Origin of the sequence: Psychrobacter sp. DAB_AL62B (assembly GCF_028895345.1) — a bacterium.
In the GTDB taxonomy this organism is placed as follows: Bacteria; Pseudomonadota; Gammaproteobacteria; order Pseudomonadales; family Moraxellaceae; genus Psychrobacter.
The window spans coordinates 498,378-521,712 of record NZ_SAXC01000002.1; the positions used below are offsets into that span (position 1 = coordinate 498,378).

At 42.5% G+C, this 23,335-nt stretch carries 19 protein-coding genes and 1 pseudogene; 7 read left to right on the forward strand and 13 right to left on the reverse strand.

The window, feature by feature from the left end; all coding sequences use genetic code 11:
- Window positions 1-128: 128 nt before the first annotated feature.
- Together EPB74_RS05025 and EPB74_RS05030 are read right to left on the reverse strand one after the other, a co-directional pair.
- On the reverse strand, window positions 129-1,169 hold the full coding sequence (locus EPB74_RS05025; RefSeq protein ID WP_274903123.1) for an aldo/keto reductase: 1,041 nt from the start codon (window positions 1,167-1,169) through the stop codon (window positions 129-131).
- A gap of 42 nt (window positions 1,170-1,211) precedes the next feature.
- Window positions 1,212-1,709 carry an FKBP-type peptidyl-prolyl cis-trans isomerase gene (locus EPB74_RS05030; protein ID WP_079690894.1) on the reverse strand — a complete coding sequence of 166 codons (498 nt, stop codon included), beginning with the start codon at window positions 1,707-1,709 and terminating at the stop codon, window positions 1,212-1,214.
- A gap of 147 nt (window positions 1,710-1,856) precedes the next feature.
- On the opposite strand from EPB74_RS05030, the gene EPB74_RS05035 reads away from it, so the two are divergent.
- A complete protein-coding gene (locus tag EPB74_RS05035; protein ID WP_274903125.1) occupies window positions 1,857-2,516 on the forward strand; it encodes a cold shock and DUF1294 domain-containing protein in 660 nt (219 codons plus the stop codon).
- A gap of 125 nt (window positions 2,517-2,641) precedes the next feature.
- Here EPB74_RS05035 and lspA read toward each other — a convergent pair whose 3' ends face one another.
- The gene (gene lspA, locus EPB74_RS05040) at window positions 2,642-3,259 is read right to left on the reverse strand and encodes a signal peptidase II (protein ID WP_274903127.1); all 618 of its coding nucleotides are present in this window, start codon (window positions 3,257-3,259) and stop codon (window positions 2,642-2,644) included.
- A complete protein-coding gene (ileS, locus tag EPB74_RS05045) occupies window positions 3,252-6,110 on the reverse strand; it encodes an isoleucine--tRNA ligase (protein ID WP_274903128.1) in 2,859 nt (952 codons plus the stop codon). The genes lspA and ileS overlap by 8 nt, the downstream gene beginning before the upstream one ends.
- A 669-nt stretch (window positions 6,111-6,779) precedes the next feature.
- Here ileS and ald point away from each other — a divergent pair.
- Window positions 6,780-7,895: an alanine dehydrogenase gene (gene ald, locus EPB74_RS05050; protein WP_274903129.1), complete on the forward strand. Its 1,116-nt coding sequence runs from the start codon at window positions 6,780-6,782 to the stop codon at window positions 7,893-7,895.
- A gap of 106 nt (window positions 7,896-8,001) precedes the next feature.
- On the opposite strand, the gene EPB74_RS05055 is transcribed toward ald, so the two are convergent.
- From EPB74_RS05055 to EPB74_RS05065, 3 genes are all read right to left on the reverse strand, one after another.
- Window positions 8,002-8,409: a lysozyme inhibitor LprI family protein gene (locus tag EPB74_RS05055; protein ID WP_274903131.1), complete on the reverse strand. Its 408-nt coding sequence runs from the start codon at window positions 8,407-8,409 to the stop codon at window positions 8,002-8,004.
- 301 nt (window positions 8,410-8,710) lie between these two features.
- Window positions 8,711-9,262 carry a protein disulfide oxidoreductase gene (locus EPB74_RS05060; RefSeq protein ID WP_274903133.1) on the reverse strand — a complete coding sequence of 184 codons (552 nt, stop codon included), beginning with the start codon at window positions 9,260-9,262 and terminating at the stop codon, window positions 8,711-8,713.
- A 132-nt stretch (window positions 9,263-9,394) separates the two neighbouring features.
- Window positions 9,395-11,032 carry a carbon-nitrogen hydrolase family protein gene (locus tag EPB74_RS05065; protein ID WP_274903134.1) on the reverse strand — a complete coding sequence of 546 codons (1,638 nt, stop codon included), beginning with the start codon at window positions 11,030-11,032 and terminating at the stop codon, window positions 9,395-9,397.
- Between the two features lie 531 nt (window positions 11,033-11,563).
- Between EPB74_RS05065 and EPB74_RS05070 the strand changes: the two genes are divergently transcribed.
- Window positions 11,564-12,190, forward strand: coding sequence for a BLUF domain-containing protein (locus tag EPB74_RS05070; protein ID WP_079690901.1), 627 nt, complete (start codon window positions 11,564-11,566; stop codon window positions 12,188-12,190).
- A 153-nt stretch (window positions 12,191-12,343) separates the two neighbouring features.
- Here the strand turns inward: EPB74_RS05070 and EPB74_RS05075 are convergent, their stop codons facing one another.
- On the reverse strand, window positions 12,344-13,786 hold the full coding sequence (locus EPB74_RS05075) for an FAD-binding oxidoreductase (RefSeq protein WP_274903135.1): 1,443 nt from the start codon (window positions 13,784-13,786) through the stop codon (window positions 12,344-12,346).
- A gap of 387 nt (window positions 13,787-14,173) precedes the next feature.
- Here EPB74_RS05075 and serA point away from each other — a divergent pair, with 387 nt between their 5' ends.
- The 3 genes from serA to EPB74_RS05090 all read left to right on the forward strand — a co-directional run bounded on the left by serA (window position 14,174) and on the right by EPB74_RS05090 (window position 16,987).
- Window positions 14,174-15,400: a phosphoglycerate dehydrogenase gene (serA, locus tag EPB74_RS05080; protein ID WP_089555111.1), complete on the forward strand. Its 1,227-nt coding sequence runs from the start codon at window positions 14,174-14,176 to the stop codon at window positions 15,398-15,400.
- Window positions 15,401-15,731: 331 nt separating this feature from the next.
- On the forward strand, window positions 15,732-16,163 hold the full coding sequence (gene uraH / locus EPB74_RS05085; protein WP_274903137.1) for a hydroxyisourate hydrolase: 432 nt from the start codon (window positions 15,732-15,734) through the stop codon (window positions 16,161-16,163).
- A 290-nt stretch (window positions 16,164-16,453) separates the two neighbouring features.
- Window positions 16,454-16,987 carry a DUF488 domain-containing protein gene (locus EPB74_RS05090; protein ID WP_274903138.1) on the forward strand — a complete coding sequence of 178 codons (534 nt, stop codon included), beginning with the start codon at window positions 16,454-16,456 and terminating at the stop codon, window positions 16,985-16,987.
- Window positions 16,988-17,073: 86 nt separating this feature from the next.
- Here the strand turns inward: EPB74_RS05090 and trhO are convergent, their stop codons facing one another.
- From trhO to metX, 4 genes and pseudogenes are all read right to left on the reverse strand, one after another.
- Window positions 17,074-18,126 (reverse strand): oxygen-dependent tRNA uridine(34) hydroxylase TrhO, encoded by a 1,053-nt coding sequence (gene trhO, locus EPB74_RS05095; RefSeq protein ID WP_274903139.1) that lies wholly within the window; start codon window positions 18,124-18,126, stop codon window positions 17,074-17,076.
- Window positions 18,127-18,365: 239 nt separating this feature from the next.
- Window positions 18,366-18,947, reverse strand: a complete 582-nt coding sequence (locus EPB74_RS05100) for a tetratricopeptide repeat protein (protein WP_274903140.1) — start codon at window positions 18,945-18,947, stop codon at window positions 18,366-18,368.
- Window positions 18,948-19,334: 387 nt separating this feature from the next.
- Window positions 19,335-19,952, reverse strand: a complete 618-nt coding sequence (metW, locus tag EPB74_RS05105) for a methionine biosynthesis protein MetW (RefSeq protein ID WP_274903141.1) — start codon at window positions 19,950-19,952, stop codon at window positions 19,335-19,337.
- 74 nt (window positions 19,953-20,026) lie between these two features.
- Window positions 20,027-21,316, reverse strand: a pseudogene (gene metX / locus EPB74_RS05110) (homoserine O-acetyltransferase MetX); the annotation flags it as partial.
- A gap of 489 nt (window positions 21,317-21,805) precedes the next feature.
- On the opposite strand from metX, the gene hemH reads away from it, so the two are divergent.
- The gene (gene hemH / locus EPB74_RS05115; RefSeq protein WP_274903142.1) at window positions 21,806-22,825 is read left to right on the forward strand and encodes a ferrochelatase; all 1,020 of its coding nucleotides are present in this window, start codon (window positions 21,806-21,808) and stop codon (window positions 22,823-22,825) included.
- 118 nt (window positions 22,826-22,943) lie between these two features.
- Here hemH and EPB74_RS05120 read toward each other — a convergent pair whose 3' ends face one another.
- On the reverse strand, window positions 22,944-23,282 hold the full coding sequence (locus tag EPB74_RS05120; protein ID WP_274903143.1) for a hypothetical protein: 339 nt from the start codon (window positions 23,280-23,282) through the stop codon (window positions 22,944-22,946).
- Window positions 23,283-23,335 lie beyond the last annotated feature (53 nt).

Below are 23,335 nucleotides of genomic sequence, written 5' to 3' on the forward strand. Positions count from 1 at the left end.
TTTATTTAAGATAGAAAAATATCAATAAAAAAGGCGCAAATCGCAGTGATAAACCTAGCGATTTGCGCCTTTCTCTTTGCACTATGAATACTTTAATATCAGGTTATGAGAGTCTAAGCTCTGTTAAACTAAGGTGATGGATTAGGTTGCTGCGTATGTACCGCTTCGATAGCCTCTAATACATCTGAGCTTAACGTTACATGGATACTATCAATATTAGATTTTAGCTGCTCAATAGTGGTAGCACCAATGATGTTGCTTGTGACAAACGAGCGCGAATTGACAAAAGCTAATGCCATTTGCGCCATATCTAAACCGGCATCCGCCGCGATTTTGGCATATTGAGCGGTGGCTGACAGTGCTTGCTCGTTGGTATAACGCGCAAAGCGATCATACATAGTGAGGCGCGCGCCGGTTGGGCGTTTGCCATCAAGATATTTGCCAGACAATACGCCAAAGCCAAGCGGTGAGTAAGCGAGTAAACCAATATTCTCACGATGCGCAATCTCTACCATAGCAACTTCATATAAGCGATTTAATAAACTATAAGGATTTTGCACAGTAATAGGCGCAATTAAGCCATTTTTATCCGCTTCCCATAAATAACGCATCAGTCCCCAAGCAGTATCGTTCGACAGCCCATAAGCACGAATACGACCTTTTTTAATCTCATCATTTAACGCTTGAATGGTCTCTAAAAAGGGCGTTAAATCGTCCAGTGATTGCGCTGCCATTGCTTCAGTATAACCGCGTTGGCTAAAAAAGTTTGCTTGACGTTCAGGCCAATGCAGTTGATAGATGTCGATATAATCAGTTTGCAAACGCTCAAGATTGCCATCGATGGCGCTACTAATATGTTCAGCATTAAAACGCGTCTGCCCATCACGTAAGAAATCCATCGGTGACATCTTGCTGGCGAGAATGACTTTGTCGCGCTGTTTGGTTTTATGAAACCAAGTACCCATAAAGCGTTCGGTATCACCTTGCTTGTCTTTATCCGGCGGTGACGGATACATCTCGGCGGTGTCCCAAAAGTTCACGCCTTCGCTGAGCGCCACATCCATTTGCGCATGTGCGTCATCTTCGCTATTTTGCTGGCCCCAAGTCATCGTTCCTAAGCAAATTTTGGAAACTTTTTCATCGATTTGCGGCAGTGTTTGATATTGCATCTGTTTATCCTTTTTTATTCTAATATAAATCGATTTTTCATTCTAAATTAGCTTAATACCAGTGACACCCGGTGGCGTTACTTGAAAGACTTTAATTTTAAATAGTACGGATTGCCCAGCAAGAGGGTGGTTGAAATCCACTTCGATTTCGTCATCATTGATAGCGCTAATCGTACCGGGCAGGGTATTTTTACCTTTGTCTTCAAACTCTATCAGCATGCCAATCTCAGGGTTTTCAGCGATGAGCGCAAACTGGGTAGGACTAAAGCGTTGGATATTGTTAGAATTCCACTCACCAAACGCTTGCTCTGGCTCAAGGTGAGCGGAGCGCGTATCACCAGCACGCAGGTTCATTAGAACTTGCTCAAAACCGGGTAACAAGCTTTCATCGCCTATGGTCAAGGTGACAGGCGTGTCACGGCTAAAGGTTGAGTCAATCACCGTACCATTTTCTAATGATACTTCAAAATGTAGCTTAACGAGGCTGCCAAACGTGATACGAGTATCTTCATTGGGAGTGATAAATTGTGAGTCGGACATAGTAAAAGCTACCTCTTGTTAGAATAGGGAGTCGGGTTGAGAATACTGTAAGAAATGATAAGCCATCTGCGAAAGCATGTAAGCGTAAATAGTGTAACGCAAATAGTGTAATATGTTTGGCGAATCTAAAAGAGGGCGGGCATATCGATGGCAAATAAGCGACAAGGTCAGGTTAAAAAATGGCAAGATGATAAAGGCTTTGGCTTTATCGAAACTGAGAATGGTGACTCAATATTCTTTCATATCAATGAGTTTAAAGCACGCCGTCGACCTAATGTCGGCGAGCAAGTCATCTTTACGTCTGGGCAAGACAATCAAGGGCGCATGCAGGCAAAAGACGTGCAAGAGCTGAGCTTTGTACAACAAAAAATGGCACAAAAGAATCAGCAAATCCGGCAGCGTAATCATAAACGTAGTGCGCAAGCAGAGTTTGAAGCAGGACAAAAGAAACGCTTGTTCCTCGGTGTTGGCTTTTATGGCGTCTTAATTTTATTGGCGGTCATGAATAAGCTAAGCTGGCTAGTCGTTGCTTGGTATGCGGCATTGGGAATCATAACCTATGCAATGTATGCCAAAGACAAAGCTGCCGCTCAAAATAACGATTGGCGCACGTCTGAATCAACCTTGCATCTGTTAAGTGCGCTTGGTGGCTGGGTCGGTGCAATGGTCGCACAAACTTACTTGAGGCATAAGTCACAAAAGCCTGAGTTTCGAGTGGCGTATTATTTAACCGTCGTGATTAATATGGCGGGGTTGTTGTTTATATTGGCGGGTGGGGGTTTGGCTTTTTTAGAAGGATTATTGTGAACAAGGATTGGCTCTTTATTAAATTTTTAGGGGCTGTAGTAGATAAGCATCAAAATTTTATAAAAAAGCCCCGCCATAGCGTTCTATGACGGGGCTTTTATTTTCGCTAATTGACATCAATTTACTTATTTATTACGCTTACCTTCCAAAAATAGCATATCAATAATAATCAGTGCTACACCGATAGAAATGCCAATATCGGCAATATTAAAAATAGGATAATGCCAAACGTCGGCATAATGCACATGGATAAAGTCAATCACGTGACCATGTAGCAAGCGGTCAATCAAGTTACCTATCGCACCGCCAAGTACTAATGCCAAACCGATAGATAACAGCTTAGCTTGGCGTGGCGCTTTGATGAGATAACCGATTAAGAATAATGACATCACTAATGCGAGACCAGAAAAAAACCACTTCTGCCAACCGCCAGCATCTGCCAAAAAGCTAAAGGCAGCGCCGTAGTTATATGCCAATGTCCAATTAAGGAAAGGTTCGATGACAGGCACTGGCTCATGAAAGGTCAGCTTGGTTTCAGCCAGCCATTTCGTCCATTGATCAAGGATAACCACGACCAGTGATAGTAGATACCAGACAAACGCGCGACTGCCATTAGCAATAATCTTTGGCGTCTTATTCAGCCGTCCTTTAGGTATCGATGAGTTACCCGTTGTCGCATGCGCAGGCTTAGGTGTATTGTCGACTGCAACATGCGGCTTATTGTTTTCTGTCGAATTAGGCATAGTGACGCACCTCGCCATCGCCACTGACGTTGGTTGCGCAGCGGGCACATAATTCTGGATGCGTGCTATCTGTACCAATATCATCACGAATGTGCCAACAGCGCACACACTTGGTGCCAGTTGCAGCGCTGACCTCTACTACTAAGTCGACGACCGCTGTGCTACTGCTGTCTGCTTGCTCGTCTGTGCTTACTGCATTAACAGGGGCAGCGCTCAAAGGCTTTAAGGTTGCATTACTGGTAATGAGTACAAAGCGCAGCTCTTCACCAAGCTTGGCTAGACTTTCATGCATGGCGCCATCAGCATATAGATTAACGTCCGCTGATAAGTTAGCATTGATGATTTTTTCACCGCGTGCGGTTTCGATATGCTTATTGACTATATCTTTTGCGAGCATGATACGTTGCCAGTCATCGTTGCTGATAGCGCTTAGCTCAAACTCTGGGAATACATACCACTCTTCCGTAAATACATAGCCGGCTTCACCACCATTGTTACCTTGCAATACTTCCCACGCTTCTTGCGCAGTGAATGACAAAATCGGTGTGATCCAGCGAATGAGTGCTTGGACGATATGATAAATAGCCGTTTGCGCAGAGCGGCGCGGTTGACCATCGGTTTGAGTAGTGTATTGACGGTCTTTAATAATATCTAAATAGAAGCTGCCCAAATCTTGCGAACAAAACGCGGTGATATGTTGCGTGACTTGGTGAAAGTCCATCGCATCATAAGCACTAATGATTTGTGCTTGTACCGTTTGCGCACGTTCAATGATAAATTTATCAAGGCTGACCAATTCATTGATATCGACGCTGTTAGTTGCTGGATCAAAGTCATCGGTATTGGCAAGCAAGAAACGCAGGGTATTACGGATGCGGCGATACATATCGATTGCACCTTTAAATACCGTTTTACCGGCGTTCATCTCATAACGGTAATCGCTAGACGCAATCCATAGACGCAGCATATCCGCACCGGTTTTATTAATCTCTTCTTGTGGGGTGATGATATTGCCCAGTGACTTACTCATCTTGCGACCGTTTTCGTCGACGACAAACCCGTGAGTCAATACTTGCTTAAACGGCGGGCGTCCGTACATGGCTTCTGAGGTCAGTAATGACGTCTGGAACCAGCCCCGATGTTGATCAGAGCCTTCTAAATACAAATCAGCTGGATTGGTCAACTCGTCACGTTGTTCAAGTACGGCAAAATGCGTCGTACCTGAGTCAAACCAAACGTCTAACGTATCAGTCGCTTTATCATAGTCAGCGGCCTCGCTGCCCAAGAAATCTTCACAGCTGGCATCAAACCAAGCTTCAACACCGCCTGCTGCGATTTTCTGTGCGGCAGTTTCCATTAACTCTAGGGTATTTGGATGCAGCTCGCCTGTTTCTTTATGGGTAAAGAAAGCAATCGGTACACCCCATGTACGCTGGCGCGAAATACACCAGTCTGGGCGACCATTCATCATGGATTCAATGCGATTTTGTCCCCATGCTGGTGTCCAATTGACTGTTGGAATATCGGCAAGCGCACGCTCACGTAAGCCTTTGGTTTCCATGCTGATAAACCACTGCGGCGTCGCACGGAAGATAATAGGCGACTTATGACGCCAGCAATGCGGATAGCTGTGCTCAATTTTAGTATGACTGATTAAGTGACCGTTATCATGTAGAGCCGCGATGATTTTTGGATTGGCTTTATAAATGTGCTCACCAGCAAATACCGCCGCGCTTTCTAAATAGATGCCCGTACCACTTACTGGATTTTCAACCGGTAAATCATATTTAAGACCAACGATATAATCGTCAAGACCATGACCAGGTGCGGTATGTACCAGACCAGTACCGCTGTCAGTCGTCACGTGATCGCCTAAGATTAATGGCACTTGGCGTTCTGTAATTAATGGATGCTGAGCATGCAGACCTTCAAGCTCGCGACCTGATACCGTAGCTAGGATGCCTTTATTATCAAGTTTAAATTCACTTAACGCCGACTCGACCAAGTCAGTTGCCAGTAGTAAGTTGCCGTTTTCAGTGGCGACCACACTATAGTCATGCTCAGGATGTACCGAGATGGCTTGGTTAGCTGGTAAAGTCCAAGGCGTCGTCGTCCAGATAACGGCAGCGATGTTGCCATCTATCTCAGCCAATGCTGCAACCTTGTCGCTGTCTAAAACATCAAAGCTGACATAGATAGCGTCTGAGACCTTATCTTGATATTCAACTTCGGCCTCAGCTAAAGCAGAGCTACAGTCCAAGCACCAGTTGACCGGCTTCATACCGCGAGTCACATGACCATTGTCATGAATTTTGGCAAGGGCGCGTACGATGTTGGCTTCTTGATGGAAGTTCATGGTTAGATACGGATTGTCCCAATCGCCGAACACGCCAAGACGTTTGAAGTCTGCCTTTTGTAATTCAATCTGCGTGCTGGCATATTCACGGCACAAACCACGAAATTCAGTCGCGGAGACTTTTTGACCAACTTTACCGTACTTAGCTTCGACTTTTTGCTCGATAGGCAAACCATGGCAGTCCCAACCGGGCACATAAGGTGCATCAAAACCTGATAAGGTTTTTGATTTAACGATAATGTCTTTTAGTACTTTATTGACCGCGTGACCCAAGTGAATCTGACCATTGGCGTAGGGAGGACCATCGTGCAAAATGTATTTGGTCGCCCCAGCACGTGCCTGACGAATTTTACCGTACACATCATCCGCTTCCCAAGCAGCTAGCCAATCAGGCTCACGTTTGGCAAGGTTTGCGCGCATTGCAAATGGCGTATCGGCAAGATTTAAGGTGTCTTTATAATCGTGGCTTGGTGTATCAGAACTTTTATCAGTCATAGAAGGCGTCTTTTAAAATAGTGATGAAAATGTAAATTGAAAAATTTGTTTAAAGGTGGTTGCAAAACTCAAGGTAATACTGGGATTGATGCTTAATAACAGGGGTCTTTTTTACTTATCAGTTGCTTATAAAATAGTCAAATCAATCATAAATGCTCATGAGATGAATGCAACATAACATACAGCTATTAAAACAGGCAGAAAGTAGATAAAGGTAACGTCAGCTATTATATGACAAAAACAGTAGGGTAAAAAGAGCCGACCAGTATCGTAATTGCGTCCGCCAAAACCAGTCACAAAATTTAAGTAACTAGCGATTGCTACTTATTTTATATCTGCTACGCTAATAAAAGTGATAATAAAGATAGAGCAATCAATATCTAAGCTGTTTTTAAGTGCAAGACAGCATCATATCACTATCCTCAGATAATCCCTACTCCCAGTAGTTTATCGTCGTTTTTGATTGAAGCGTTTTTTATTCATTAATTTTAATCCACATTAATTATCATATCCGATTTAATTCGATTTAAAGAAATACAACATACGCCTACTAGTATGGATTTTTTGTAGCGTCTAGCGCGCATGGGAGCATTAATTAAAAAATAATGCTCGTAGCACGTTGCTATGAATTTATCTATTTTATCTTAAATAATATAACATGGAGCAGTTATGAAAATAGGTATTCCGAAGGAAACAAAGAATAACGAAAACCGCATTGGTCTAACCCCAAATGGCGTCAGTGCTTTGGTCGATGATGGTCATGACGTCATTGTCGAGACTGAGGCCGGTATGGGGTCGCAGTTTACGGATGATGACTATAAAGAAGCGGGCGCAACCATTGCGAATAGCGCTGCTGAAGTATGGGACGTAGAGCTGATTATTAAAGTAAAAGAACCACAAGCTGACGAATATCAATACTTAACAGACGACTTAATCTTATTTACCTATTTGCATTTGGCTAATGAGCCAGAGCTTGCTAAGGTATTAATTGACAATAAAGTCACGGCAATTGGTTATGAGACAGTCCAATTGGCGGATAACTCGTTACCGCTATTGACGCCGATGAGTGAGATCGCTGGACGGATGAGTACGCAGATAGGCGCGCAGTTTTTGCAGTCTTTTTATGGCGGTAAAGGCATGCTGCTCGGCGGCGTGCCAGGCGTAAAAAAGGGTAGGGTTACCATTATAGGCGGCGGTGTATCGGGTACTGAAGCGGCAAAAATCGCGGTTGGTCTACATGCTAGCGTCACCATTCTGGATCTTGATCCCAAGCGTCTTAAACAACTATCGGAGATGTTTGGCAATAATGTGCAGACGCTGATATCCAACAAAGTCAATATCGCCGATAGCGTGAAAGACAGTGATTTGGTCATTGGCGCGGTATTAATTCCGGGTGCGGCCACACCGAAGCTGGTCACTGAACAGATGGTCAAAGATATGAATGATGGCGGTGTTATTATCGATATTGCGATTGATCAGGGCGGTTTATTTGAAACCACGGATCGAATCACCACTCATGATAATCCGACTTATACCAAGCATGGCATTATTCATTACGCCGTGGCGAATATTCCTGGGGCAGTACCACGCACCTCAACCATAGCATTGTCTAACGTTACCTTACCGTATATCCAAGCCCTTGCCAAAAAAGGCTTTAAAAAGGCTTGTAATGACAATGCCGCTTTGGCAAAAGGCGTAAATACCACTCAAGGTTATATGACTTATAAAGCAGTTGCAGAGGCGCTGGATTATGAGTATAAGCAGCTCGATTCGTTAGTTAGCTAGCATATTATTAAATACGCCCTAAGTATATGAAAAACCTGCCAGTCAAATGAGTGGCAGGTTTTTAGTTTGAGATTCAGTTTTTGATATGTTTCAGAAGAATATCTTTTTAAAAGTTTTCTGAGAAATTCATTAATTCTTCAGCGCGCTCTTTATTTTTAGATGATACACAAAGCGGCAGTGCTGGACTACCAATATACATCCCTTCTAGAGCACACTGTTGATCACGATAATCTAGCCAACCGAGTTGTGATTTTTCAAAACTTTCTGCATCAGCGGAATCTCGTCCATTACCTTTAAGGGATTTATAGATTTTATTGTAAGCCTTATTCATCGTACTTTTGTATTTTTGATCCGCATATCCAGTACATTCATAAATTTTCGAATTATTTATAGTCTTATATTTGCTCATACATTCACTATAATAATCTTTAAGTTCGGCATTTGCTGAAGTCACGCTTAAGATGCTAATGAACACAGCAGTAACTATTGTGATACCAGTATTCTTCCAATTCATTTTCAAACCTCAAATCCATTATTAAGATTAAACGAAAGTTTATTATAGCAAATGTTTGCTAATTAATGAGCTTGGGCTTTCTATCATTTATTTAAAATGAAGTATAGTTAATACACTTTAAAAAGAATACAGCGTTGCTGGAATGAATTTTTCGAAGCCTCTGGAGTGCAAAGCGCACAGCAAGCGAGGAAATTTTATACCAGCAACGCACTGTTTAACTTGTATCTTTTTTATTTAGATCTGACTATAGATAGAGGTAAATCAAAAATGCCATCAGCATAGTAAAACTGATTTTTGAAAATTAAAAAACTGACGACAGCCATAATCGTAATTTCAGTGACCATTTAGGCTGAATACCAGTCAGCCCTTGGGTCATTTCACCATCTTTTAATATGACATAAGAAGGCGTGACTTGTCCTTGCCAATCATCAAAGATAAGCCCTTCTTGATCATTAATTGTCGTAAAGTTATAGCTATGCTCATTGAGATAACTGTCTAGCTCTTGGTCAGAGCCTGACTTTATGGCGATAGTGACGATAGGATAATTGTTTTCTGCTGCCAACGTATTAATAGTCGGCGAGGTGACACGGCATACAGGGCACCAAGTCCCCCAAAAATATACCAGCGTTGGTTTATCCTGACTCAGCGCTGCCAAGTCAACGGTCTGCCCTTGATAGTCTGTTAATTGCAACTGCGGATTGGCTGGCATGACCGGCTGTCGCCACCAGTTGATGGCGGTATAAATCACCATAAATACCAAACCATATAACAGCACAGTTTTAATGATCGACAATGCTTTTTGCTTAGGTGTCTTGTTAGGTTTTTCTTTTTTGCTTTCAATATCAGTCGTCATAGTGGCTGCTTTTTTACTCTCAGTGTTTTTTAATAGATAAAAATAAACGGCTGAAGGATCAGCCGTATTACTTATAAATGCTATTAGGTGATTTTTAGTACAGGGTTAATGCATGGCTTTTAAATAAACCAATTAAGACTTTTGCGCGCGGTCTTGTAATGGATCACCAAGAAGGACACTGCCAGAGTTTTCAAGGCGTTCTTTGTCCGTTAATTTGCTCGCTGAAATTTTGGCTTTTCGTTTCCATTTCAAACTATACAAATCATCACGGCGGTCAAGAAGGTTATGTACCGAGCCTTCGTTGCGCACGTGGATAAGCTTGTCTAAGTTCAAGTCAGAGAAGAATACCATTTCAGTGTTTGCGGTCGTTTCCGCCATAATCGCATCATGTGGGAAGGCAAAATCTGATGGTGAAAAAATAGACGACTGTGCATACTGAATATCTAAACTTTCAACTTGCGGTAAGTTACCTACTGAACCGCAAATCATCACATAGCATTCGTTTTCAATCGCGCGTGCCTGCGCACAGTGGCGTACACGTAAATAGCCGTTTTGGGTATCTGTCCAAAATGGTACGAACAAAATATCCATATCATCGAGTGCCATTAGGCGGGCAAGCTCAGGGAACTCGACGTCATAGCAAACCAAGATGCCAATACGACCGGCATCAGTATCAAATACTTTTACCTCATCACCGCCTTCGATGACCCAAGCGTTACGCTCATGTGGGGTAATATGAATTTTGCGCTGCTCTTCAACCGTACCATCGCGGCGGCAAAGATAGCTGACATTGTACAAGGTATCATCTTCATCGAGCAGAGGCATAGAGCCGCAGATCACGTTGACGTTATAGCTGACGGCCAGATGCGATATCTCGTTTTTGAACCACTCGGTATATCCTGCCAAAAAGCGAATGGCGACGTTTTGATCCGTCGATTCACATAACCCCATCAATGGCGCGTTAAAAAACTCGGGTAGGCAGGCAAAGTCAGAGTTATAATCAGCCATAATATCGACAAAGAACTCAACTTGTTGCAGCAGCTCTTCAGGCGACTCAACCTCACGCATCTGCCACTGAATCCCGCCAATACGTACCTCAGATTTCCGAGTATTAGGCTTATAGTCTTTTGGCTCATAATAAATATTTGCCCACTCAAGTAAGGTCGCAAAGCCTTTAGATTGTTTGTCATCAGGCAAATAAGCAGTCAAAATACGTTTGACGATAAAGCCATTCGATAATTGAAAAGACAGCGCAGAGTCGTGAATCTCACGAGCCGCAACGGCCTCAATATATTCGCCCGGTGTGAGGTCTTGATGATTATGATAATTAGGGATACGACCACCGGCCAAAATAGCGCGGAAATTTAGCTGACGGCATAGCTCTTTACGTGCATCATAAAGCCTACGACCTAAGCGATAACCACGATATTCAGGGTCAATGAGTGCATCTAGACCATATATTGCATCGCCTTCAGGGTTATCTCTAATGATTTCTTTTTGCCCAATTAAATCATCGTAGGTATGCGGATTAGAAAATTTGGTGTAATCAACGCGCATGGATAGTACGATACCAATCAGCTTATCATGGTCAAACAAAGCAATCTGACCTTCAGGGAACGCATCAATCAAAGTATTGATCGTCGTTTTAGACCATGCACCGCCTAAGTTAACATAGACACGATCCATCAATGCTTTTAATTGTGGGTAGTCTTTTTTCTTAATCTCAGCAATCGTCAGATGGAAGTCGTCTGGTTTTTCAATCTTGCTCATAATGTTCCTGTCTGTTGTTTCAATAACGGGTGTTAATAAATTAATGTTAATAAATAAGGTCAATAAATAAGGGATCACACGTCGTGGTATTACTCTTTAGGTGAATGCAATCGCTAAAGGCAAACCCAAGGGCACAGTTTTTCATGTAACAATGCCAAGAAATGTCGAGAAAATTATACCAATACTCTTAGAGAATCGTTACAATAATTTATCTCTGTATTTACAATGAGTTATAAAACCTCAATCTCATATCATTAATTTTAATGAGGTGTCTTTGCCAGTTTGCAAGTGGCATTTTCTTACTTTTAAAGTGAATCGACCATACTTTCAGTTCTGACTGCGATGGGTATGATACCAAGCTCATTCGTCAATGACAGTCAAGCGTCGTAAATATTTGCTAGGTTTTTGTGAATCACTATTTTTTATGAGTTTAGTATTTTGTTGACGCAGTAGTTTATTAGCTCAGGCGTAATTTTATTTAGCTTATTTTTTCGGTCATATTTAACAGTGACCTTTTAAGGATTTTAAACGATGCCATCTCACACTACTGCACTTAGCAAATTAGACAAAATAGAAGACGCCGCACTGGTGCAGTTGGTGTATGTCAGCAGCCTGACGATTGGATCACGTTTGAATGCGACGATATTTGACGAGGTAGAAGGTCATGCGCGTGATTACAATGAGCGGCAAGGCATTACAGGAACGTTATGTTACGGCAATGGGCATTTTCTACAATGTATCGAAGGTGAAAAAGAAAAAGTATCGGCCTTAACGCAGAATATTTTTGCTGATAAACGCCACAAAAATGTTCAGGTACTATTACTAAAAGCCATCAAACAGCGTAGCTTCTCTGACTGGCGTATGCGCTTATTGTTTTTGGAGCGTTGGCTATGGTCGCCCGCTACCAAGAAACAAGCCGCGCAGCTGTCACCATTTTTACCGTTTGCGCCTCATGGTTGGACGCCTGAGCGTACTGAGCAGTTTTTGCAAACCATTAAAGCCTTTGATAGTCCACCGCATATCAATGCAGCAGGCATTACTTATAACGCGATGGGCAATATGATGCGTCATATCGCTGCGCCACACCAAGCCTTTTTAATCGTTCAAGGCTTTTTAAGCGTGTTACTGGTGGTGGCGCTGATATTGTTATATTTATAGCGTTATAAATATAATTCATATGGCGAAAATGACCATTTAGATTGTATAAAAGTTATCTTATAAAAGTGACCGAATAAAAAAGACGCTAAACCATTATGTTTAGCGTCATTTTTTATGCCAGCTTGTTCATTACTTTAATAATTAAATGAATACTCACATATCAAAAATTTTCCCACGGTTCATAATATTATTGGGATCAAAGACTTTTTTGACCTCTCTTAAATAATCAATCTCAGTCTCGCTGCGGCTATAATTGAGATACGGTTTTTTGGTCATACCAACGCCATGCTCAGCAGATACTGAGCCACCATATTTTTTTACCGTTTCAAACACATATTTATTAACGATCTGACATTCTGCAAAGAAATCGTCTTTACTCATGTTTTCAGGCTTTAAGATATTCAGATGCAAATTACCATCGCCGATATGACCGAACCAGCAAACTTCAAAGTCAGGGTAGTTGCTGCTGACAATATGATCAATCTCATTGATAAAGTCGGGTACATAGCTGATGAGTACGGATACATCGTTCTTATAAGGTGTAAATACTGAGATGGTTTCAGAGATATATTCGCGTAGCTTCCATAGCTCCTCGGCTTGCGCCAAGCTTTGGCTCATGACCCCATCAACGACCCAGCCTTGCTCCATGCAATCCTCAAATATCGCCATTGCTTTATCCATGATAGGCTCGTATGGCGCTTCAAACTCTAGCAGTGTATAAAACTTGGTACGCGACTCAAACGGCTCTTGTACTTGACCATGTGCCATGAGCTTATCAATCGCCACATCATCAAAAAATTCAAAAGCGGTTAAATCAATTTTCGCTTGAAAGGCTGATAGGACATTCATGACATCGGTAAAGCTGTCCATGCCAAGCACCATAACGTTTAAGTCTTGCGGCTGACGCTCAAGCTTGATTTGAGCATGAGTCACCAACCCCAGCGTACCTTCACTACCGATAAACAATTGACGCAAGTCATAGCCCGTAGCGTTTTTCACCATACCGCGATTGAGGTGCAAGATATCGCCTTTACCAGTGACAACGGTCAGCCCCATGATCCATTGACGGGTCATGCCATAGCGAATAACCTTGATACCACCGGCATTGGTGCCGATATTACCGCCGATTTGACTTGAGCCTGCTGAAGCAAAGTCGACAGGGTAGTAAAGGTCTTTTGATTCAGCAAACTGTTGCAACTGCTGAGTGACCACACCTGCTTCAATCTCAACCATGCGATCGGCAGGATAGAATTTTCCAATATGGTTCATTTTATCCATACTGACGACAATCTCGCCATTAGCGGCGACTGCGCCCGCAGACAAGCCAGTACGACCACCACTTGGCGTCAAGACCACATTGTGCTCATTGGCAAGTAACACAATCGCTTGTACTTGCTCAGTAGTCTTTGGAAAGACAATAGCCGCAGCAGCAGGAGCGAAATGCTTGGTCCAGTCCTTGCCCCAATGCTCTAAGCTTTCACTGTCAGTTTTGATTTGGCTGGCATCAAATTGATGGCTATCAATCAACGTGTTTAGAATAGTTTGAACAGCGGCTGCATGGGTGTCAGATAGGGTTTGGCTAGATAAAGAAGTCATGGTCAAATCTCGGTATAAACGTAAGCGCTATGCATAAAGGGGATTATTATATAACTAAATGGCTATAACTGAACGTGTGTAGCTGTGTATATTATTAGTCTGATATAAAAGATGTATATTATTGGAATTGAGCGAATGTAGCAACGAGAGAGCGGTATGAGCTTGCATCTATCTATGGCTTCAAAGCATAAAAAGATTGTTGAATCACATATGGATAGAATTATTCACTATAGCATAAAAAGTTTTCAGGCTTGATAACCAATAATTCATCTAATCTGCTAACATAGCCGTCGAATTTTGTGTAAGATATCCGGACTGTTTTCGTTTCATCCATCATAGCTTATCCCACTGATGATTTTTATAAGACAATTATAGGACAGTTCTCATATGGCGTTATCACTCCAAAAAGACAAAATCCGCTTTTTATTGCTTGAAGGTCTGCACGACAATGCCTTAAAGATATTGCAAAATGCTGGTTATCAAAACATCGAAAATATCAGCCATGCATTGGATCAAGATGAGCTAATCGAAAAGATTAAAGATGCTCATTTTATCGGCATTCGCTCACGTACCCAGTTGACCCGTGAAGTGCTTGCGCATGCAGAAAAACTGATCGGTATTGGCTGCTTTTGTATCGGTACTAACCAAGTAGACTTGGACGCCGCTCGTGAGTTCGGTATCCCGGTCTTTAACGCCCCGTATTCGAACACCCGTTCGGTCGCTGAGTTAGTACTTGCCGAAGCCATTATGTTATATCGCGGTATCCCTGAAAAGAATGCGACTGTTCATCGTGGCGGTTGGGGTAAGTCGGCGACTAACTCACATGAAGTGCGCGGCAAAACCATCGGTATCGTCGGTTACGGCTCTATTGGTTCGCAATTGTCTGTCTTGGCCGAAAGCTTTGGTATGAAAGTCATTTACCATGATGTCTTAACCAAGCTACCATTGGGTAATGCGGTACAAGTTGGTAGCTTAGAAGAGCTACTATCTACCGCTGACATCGTGACCTTGCACGTACCTGATGTAGCAAGCACACGCTATATGATGAAAGCTGAGCAGTTCGCCCAAATGAAAGACGGCAGCTACTTTATCAACGCCGCTCGCGGTACTTGTGTCGAGATTGATGATCTTGCCGCTGTGCTTGAGTCTGGTAAAGTGTTAGGCGCAGCGATTGACGTGTTCCCAAAAGAGCCAAAATCTGCTGACGAAGAGTTTGAATCGCCATTACGTAAGTTTGATAATGTCATCTTGACCCCGCATATCGGCGGCTCAACGCAAGAAGCGCAAGCCAATATCGGACTAGAAGTAGCAGAGAAATTCGTTAGATATTCTGACCAAGGCGATACTGCGACTGCCGTCAACTTCCCAGAAGTTTCTGTACCGTTTAAAGAAGGCTCGCATCGTCTGCTGCATATCCATAAAAATGTCCCAGGCGTACTGTCACAGATTAACCGCTTGTTTGCTGAGGCGCATATTAATATCTTAGCACAAAGCCTGATGACCGAAGGTGATGTCGGCTACCTCGTTATGGATGTAGATTATAACGACTCAACAGCTGCTCTAGACCAACTTAAAGATGTTGAAGAAACGATTCGCGTGCGTATTTTGTTTTAGGCATATTTTTTGTTTGAAGCACATCTATAGCTAATTTGCACTTATTGTCGTTATATGAATGGCAGGCAATTTAATAAATTGTCTGCTATTTTTTTGTCTTAAATAACCATTAACACAAATATTGCTGACCATAAAATTTCATCATATAAGTTAACATTTTCTTTACAATAACGCGGCTATGATAACTTATACTAAACGCCTGTATTGCTAATATGCTTAATATTTAGATCTTATAATAGCTAGCAGATAAGTATTTTATCGAATTACTTTATAAGTAAATTTTTATCATTAGTCCTTAGTGTTCTCAAATCAAACTTAGATAGGGGTTTTTATGAAAGCAAGTATAATGAAAGCGGCTGCGCTTGGTAGCGTATTGGCTATGACGGCGACAGCAAGTTACGCGGCAGGCGATCAAGACAAGTATCAGTTATCTAGCCATATTTTAGATATCAGTACGGGCAAGCCTGCACCGGACGTCAATGTAAGATTGATGATGCAAGAGAAGACTGGTAGCTGGAAACTGGTTAATACGCAAAAGACCGATGCCAATGGTCGTATTGGGACTTTTTTACCTAATGAAGCTGGCGTACAACATGATGGTACTTATAAACTGATTTTTGAAACCACGCCATATTTTCAAGATAAAGGTTTAAAGTCGTTTTATCCTTATGTTGAAGTGAACTTCAATATCGAAGGCGACAAGCATTACCATGTGCCAATTACTTTATCAGCCTATGGCTATAGTACTTATCGCGGCAGCTGATCGTATTCGATAAAACGCATTGTAAACGTCAAAAAGAGGGGCTTAATTGAGCGTCTCTTTTTTTATGCTGGGTATCATTATAAGCAGTAAAGGTTTAGGTCATTCTATTTTGCTTTGATCGGTTTTGCTGCGTTAGCAGCCTTTGACCACCATAGTCCTACAAAAGTCCTAATGATTTAGCAAGTTCAAGCTGGTTAATATTGAATGAGCAAAACCATTGGACAATTCAGGATAAGACCATGCAGAACAAGACTATAACAGCAAAATTCAAAATGACAACGGCTTAACTCATGAACACCACATTTTATACGATTGGACATTCGACCCGTAGCCTTGATGAGCTGATTGACATGCTTCAAGCAGCCGATATCGAACTGCTCGTTGATGTGCGCAGCTTTCCCCGTTCTCGCACCAACCCTAATTTTAATATCGATACTTTTCCGCAAGCGCTCAGTCAAGTTGGCATCAGTTATCAGCACTGCTCCGACCTTGGTGGGCGACGTCCAAAACAAAAACAAATCGATGAACACATTAATAATCTATGGCGCGTGCAAGCTTTTCATAACTATGCGGATTATGCGTTAAGTGATACTTTTCAAGCGGCCCTTGACCAACTCATTCAACTCGGGAAAAAACAGCGCCTTACCCTTATGTGTTCTGAAGCGGTATGGTGGCGTTGTCATCGGCGTATTATTACCGATTATTTACTGCTTAGAGGCAACAGGGTAGAGCATATTATGGGCGTTGGCCGCTTAGATCCTGCCAAGCCAACACTAGGGGCTGAGCTAAATAGTCAAGGCCAGGTGGTTTATCCAGCGGTATAAAAGAGTCAAAAAAAGAGACGCTGTTGGCCTCTTCTTTTAACCCTTATTTCTAATAAACCTTAATTTCGTTAAGCTTTTGCTGATTTCTATTGTTTAGCTTGAGCGTTTTCTTGCTGCTTTCGAGCTTCAACTTTCGCAGCGCGGCGTTTTTCGATGATATCGATAACTTCGCTACCGATATGTGCTTCACCACGTTTTTTTGCCAGCTGCATTTGATGCTCGCGCTCACGGAAGCGCTCTTTTTGCTCATCAGTCGCTTTATCAATACAATGCGGGCATGACTCGCCTTTGATATAGGCAGAGCTTTGCATCTCATCTTGAGTAATTGGCATTCGGCAGGCAAAACACTGCTCATAACTGCCTTTTTCCAGGTTGTGATTGACGGAGACGCGATTGTCAAAAACAAAACAATCGCCCTCCCACATAGATTCGCTGGCAGGAATTTCCTCTAGGTACTTTAAGATACCACCCTCTAAATGATAGACCTCTTCAAAGCCTTGTTCGCGCATGAATGCAGTAGATTTCTCACAGCGAATACCACCGGTACAGAACATAGCGACCTTTTTATGTTTAGTCGGATCTAGCTCTTTTGCCACGTATTCAGGGAACTCACGGAAGGTTTCTGTATTTGGGTTGACCGCATTTTGGAAAGTACCGATTTGCACTTCATAGTCGTTACGCGTGTCAATGAGGATAACGTCCGGATCTGAAATCAGCGCATTCCACTCGCTTGGTTTGACATAGCGCCCAACCGATTGTAATGGGTCAATGTTTTCAACCCCCATAGTAACGATTTCTTTTTTAAGCTTCACTTTGGTGCGATAAAAAGGCTGGGCGTCGGTATAAGATTCTTTAAAAGTGAAGCTGCCGATCGCGTCGATACTACGAAGATACTCAAGGACGTGATCAATCCCTTGGCGTGTGCCAGAAATCGTCCCATTAATGCCTTCGCTTGCGATTAACAAGGTGCCTTTGACATCGTTATCAAGCATATTATTTAAAATTGGCTCGCGATACTGCTCAAAGTCAGCAAAGCGCGTGAATTTATATAAAGCGGCAACCACGATGTTATTAGTGACGCTGTCGTATTCGGTCGCATGGGTTGGTGCTTTGACGTTAGTAGTCTGTGAGGTACTCATGTTTTTCTCCTGCTGGCTAGGTCGCAAACCTAGTGCATTGGTTTAAAGTATTTGGTGGTTTTATAACATTGGTGTAATTGTGGAATTGGCTAAATGCTGGCGCAGTGTAGCAAATTTTGCAGGGTTTTTATAGATTTGTCGAAATGTTTTATCGAAATTAGATAGCTTAAATTAGTGATCATATAATAAAAAATCCAGCTCAAAGGCTGGATTTTTCTATTTACTAAGTGTTTTAAAACTTACTTACTCTGAAACCAAGTATCCGCTTTGCTACGAGCACTAGCGATATCTGAGCTTGATAAGTTTAATGCTAATTGACCGATTTTACCGCGTGCTTTGTTACGTACTTTTTCGTCTAACATGCCATCACGGGCAGCCAAGTCGTACCATTTATAAGCATCAACCAGATTTTTTTGCTTCTCATCTAATAAAGCAAGCGTATAGCTAGCACGGTTATCACCACGCATGGCGGCTTTTTCTAACCAACCGCGTGCTTGTTGTAGGTTTGGTTGTACCCCTTCACCGCGCAAGTACATGATGGCAAGATTCAACTGAGCAGGGGCAACGCCTTGCTGCGCAGCTTTGGTATACCACTGGACTGCTTGCTGAGTATTTTGAGCAATACCTTCGCCTTTCTGTAGGCGCTTGGCTAAATAGAACTGAGCGTGATCATTACCTTGAGCAGCACGATTGGATAATTCACTGACAGGCATCAGCTCAAAACGTGAGGTATCAAGTGGCACATTTGATATTAACTCAGCGTTGGCAAAACCTGCACAAGAAAGCAAGGTAGTGAACAACGCAGCTTTTAATAATTTCATAGCAGCTCCAAAATTAGGCAGTTAATAAGCAAAAAAAGTTGCACCGCTAAAGGAGTTTAGGCGGCGATAACAATTAGGTGAAATCTTGCAATACAAACTTACCTAATTATTAGCAATATATTTAATCGTTGTGTGTGGCAATAGACCTTCATCGAACCGATAAACGGTCATAAATGGGGTGCGATTGACACTATTTTGCTAGCTTAACACCCAAGCTTACGAAACTCAAATACTAATTACACGATTTAATGCTTACTTATACCTCATTGTCCTCAACAAAATCATAGAGTTACCTGAGCGTAAGAATAAGTTAACAATATATTAAGGTTAGAGTGGTACTGATGAGCGCTAATATTACCTTTAATAAATAGTACAAAAACTCGAATATCATTCAGGTTTTTGTTTGGTCACCCGATAAATAGCAACATCTGCCAACAGATTGGGCGCTTGGCGTATCAACGCTGTCATCAGCGGTGAATGCCCTTTTTCAGAATCGCTGACAGCAAAGCGATTAATAATATGAATGTCGTGCTGAGCGCAGAGTTTTTCGAAATCCTTAAAGGTGCATAAATGGATGTTTGGCGTGTTGTACCATTCATACGGCAATGCCTCTGAAACTGGCATGATACCTTTAAGTCCTAAATGAATACGGTTTTGCCAATGGGCAAAGTTTGGAAAGGTAATAACGGCCTCACGGGCAACCCGTAGCATATCGAGTAATAATATATCAGGAGATTTAACCGCTTGTAGTGCGCGCGCCATGACGACAGTGTCAAAGCTATTATCAGCGAAACGCGCCAAACCATCATTCAAATCTTGCTCGACAATCGATAAACCATTAGCAATCGCCTCATTGATTTTTTCTTCGTCAATCTCAAGCCCGTAGCCCGTTACGCCACGATTTTGTTGCAAGTGCGCGAGCAGTTCGCCATTACCACAGCCTAAGTCCAGAACATGTGAGTGCGGGGCAATCCAGCGTTCAGCCAATTGATGATCCATTCTCATGAATGCGCTCCTACTTTTTGATGACTGCTTTGAATGCTATCTTGATGGTTATTTTTTGCTTGGTTATCAGTCATAAATGGTGCGGTCAAAAATCCTCTGACGGCACCCATATAACGCGGAATATCAAATAAGAATGAGTCATGGCCATGTGGCGCATCGACATTGATATAGCTGACCGGCTTGCCAGTAGCCATCAATGCATCGACAATCTCTTGCGAGCGCTCCGGTGCAAAACGCCAATCAGTGGTAAATGACACGATTAGATATTGGCACTGAGTATGAGCAAAGGCTGCTTTAAGCGCAGTAAGCTCTTGGTAATTGCTGTTTTCAATATTATCTATATCAGTACTATTGGCTAGAGTTTCAGTTAGCTCGTCTTCGCTACTATCAGCTTTTACCGAAGCACCAATAGAGTTTGCTAACGGCTCTGATGATAACTTAGATAGGTCTGTAGCAGACTCTGACGGATAATCCTGTGATGGATAATCACGCGTCGGGTCAAAATAGTCTAACGCTTTGGTCATAAGCAAATAGGTATTGGCATCGAAGTTTTCGCTAAAGCGTTCGCCTTGATAGCGCAGATAGCTTTCGACTTGGAACTCAACATCGTAACCATACATAAACTTGCCCGATTTTAAATCACGGCCGAATTTTGCTTTCATCGCGTCATCGGTTAAATAGGTAATATGCCCAACCATCCGCGCTAAGATAAGTCCGCGGCGAGGGTAGGTACCGGCTTGCAGGTAGCGTCCCTCTTTAAAATCAGGATCCGATAAAATCGACTGGCGTGCGACTTCGTTAAAGGCGATGTTTTGTGCGGAGAGCTTTGGTGTACAGGCAATCACCACACAGCGCTTAAGTCGCTGAGGATAATCGACCGCCCATTGCATGGCTTGCATACCGCCCATTGAGCCACCGACGATGGCATGCCAAACCTCAATCCCTAAACGGTCTGAGAGCATAGCCTGCGTCTTTACCCAATCTTTAATCGTGACCAGTGGAAAGTCGGGACCATAAGCGCGCCCTTCATCGCCATCGGCTGTACTGTCAGGATTAATGGTTGTTGGACCTGTGGATCCAAAGCAGCTACCGATATTATTCACACAGACGACAAAAAATCGATTGGTATCAATAGCTTTATTAGGACCAATCATATTGTCCCACCAGCCTGATTTTTTATCATCAGCACTATAAAACCCTGCCGCATGATGACTGCCAGATAAGGCATGACAAATCAGCACCGCGTTTGATTTAGCGCTATTCAGCGTGCCATAAGTTTCGACTATCAGGTCAAACGAGGGCAGGGTACGGTTGCACTCCAAGGTTAATGGCTCAGCGAAATGAAAAGTCTGTGGCGTGACAATGCCTACTGAGCTAACTGAGCCTACTGAATCAGCATCGTTAACTGAGCTAACAGAATGTGGTTTTTCTTTGGAGAACTGGTCACTGGTATTATCAGGGCGTGCGTTCAAAGCTACCTCGCAAGACAACAATCATCAATAAAATAAGAAGGGCAATCTATCGACAAATCGTTTTGCCGATATTTTTTAAATGGTTTTAAGCTAAAAGCGTTTTACTTACACTGTTCTTTTGACAATGTGCTCGCCTATTGTATGGCGATGCGCATATGAGTACAACCTTCGAGCGCAGTCTTTCAAGCTTAGTTTTTATAGTGGCTAAATAACGAATGGAATGCATAGGCTGCAGCTGCGTATCAAATTGTATAAGTGCACTTTTGCGATGCGTTATTAATGGATAAAATGCTACACTAACAGAGCGTTAATTTAACACTGACTTAACAATCTTTTATCTCATATTTTCTTTAATTAACCTAATCATAAAATAGTGCTGCTATGAAACCTGAACTGCCCCCACGTATTGCCGTCTTATTAATCAATCTAGGTACGCCTGACGAACCTACTGCACCTGCAGTACGTCGATATTTGCGTCAGTTTTTATCAGACACGCGAGTGATTGAGATTCCTAAATTATTATGGGCGATTATCCTCAATCTGTTTGTATTACCGAGTCGTCCGAAGCGTGTAGCAGCAGCCTATGCCAGTATTTGGGATGGTGATTCGCCGATGCGTAACATCCTTAATACTCAAGTTGAGATGTTAGATAAACGTTTGGCTGAAAGTGCTGCGCCATTTCGCGTTTCCGTGCATTCTGCAATGAGCTATGGTAATCCTGGTTTGCCTGATGTTATGGACAAGCTGCGTAGCGAAGGGGTTGACCACTTTGTGATGTTACCCGTATTTCCGCAGTATTCAGCGACCTCAACGGGCGCAGTATATGATGCGATTACCAAATGGTCGCTTAAACAGCGTAATTTGCCGAATATCACCATAGCCAAAGACTACTTTGCCCACCCTTTATATATCAAAGCATTAGCGGATAGTATTCGCCGCTTTCAAGCGGTACATGGCAAGCCTGAAAAGCTGATGTTTAGCTTCCATGGTATTCCGCAGCCTTATATGGATAAAGGTGATCCTTATCCTAGACGTTGTAAGTGTACCGCTGCGCAAGTCGCTCACGAGCTTGGTCTAAAAGATGATGAATGGATTATTAGCTTCCAATCACGCTTTGGTAAGCAAGAATGGGTCAAGCCTTATACCGATGTCATACTTGATGAGTGGGCGAAGTCAGGCGTGCGCTCCGTCCAAATTCTCAGCCCTGCATTTTCAGCAGACTGTCTTGAGACGTTAGAGGAGCTGGCGATTGAGAACCGTGAGAACTTCATTAATGCTGGCGGGCAAGAATATCATTATATTCCAGCGTTGAACGCAGACGAAGCACACATTGATTTGTTAGAAGCCATGAGTGCGCCATTGGTAAAAGGTTGGGCGGGCACGTTAGATGGTTGGGCGTAGATGCTATTCTGAATAAGTCATAAAATATTAAAAAATACCGGACATGATGTTCGGTATTTTTTTGTCTAAATAATTTTTATGATTTTCTACAGGGTAATTAGTTTATAAGGGAGTTGCTTTAAAAATCATCATCATTACTCAATTTTGCAGCATCTCTGTCTGCGATATCGACGATATCAGGATAGTTGCTGTCATCTAAATTATCATCGACCAGTAGCTCATCAATGCGTGATTCGTCAATATTTTGGCGATGCATCGGTGTAAGACCTTGAATGGCATCAGTACCGACTTCTGAATTGTCAAACCCTGCGCTATTATCAATGACATCATCATTATCAATAGTATGTAACATAGGGTTGTCTAAATCGACAAGTTGATCATTACTGTCCATATCCGCGCTCTTGTGGCTAGCGATACCGTTCATCTCTTCTGGCAGTGGGGTTTTTGAGTGTTCCATACTATATTCCTTAATTTTTATGAGTGTTAAATTTATTAGAATTTCGTCTTATG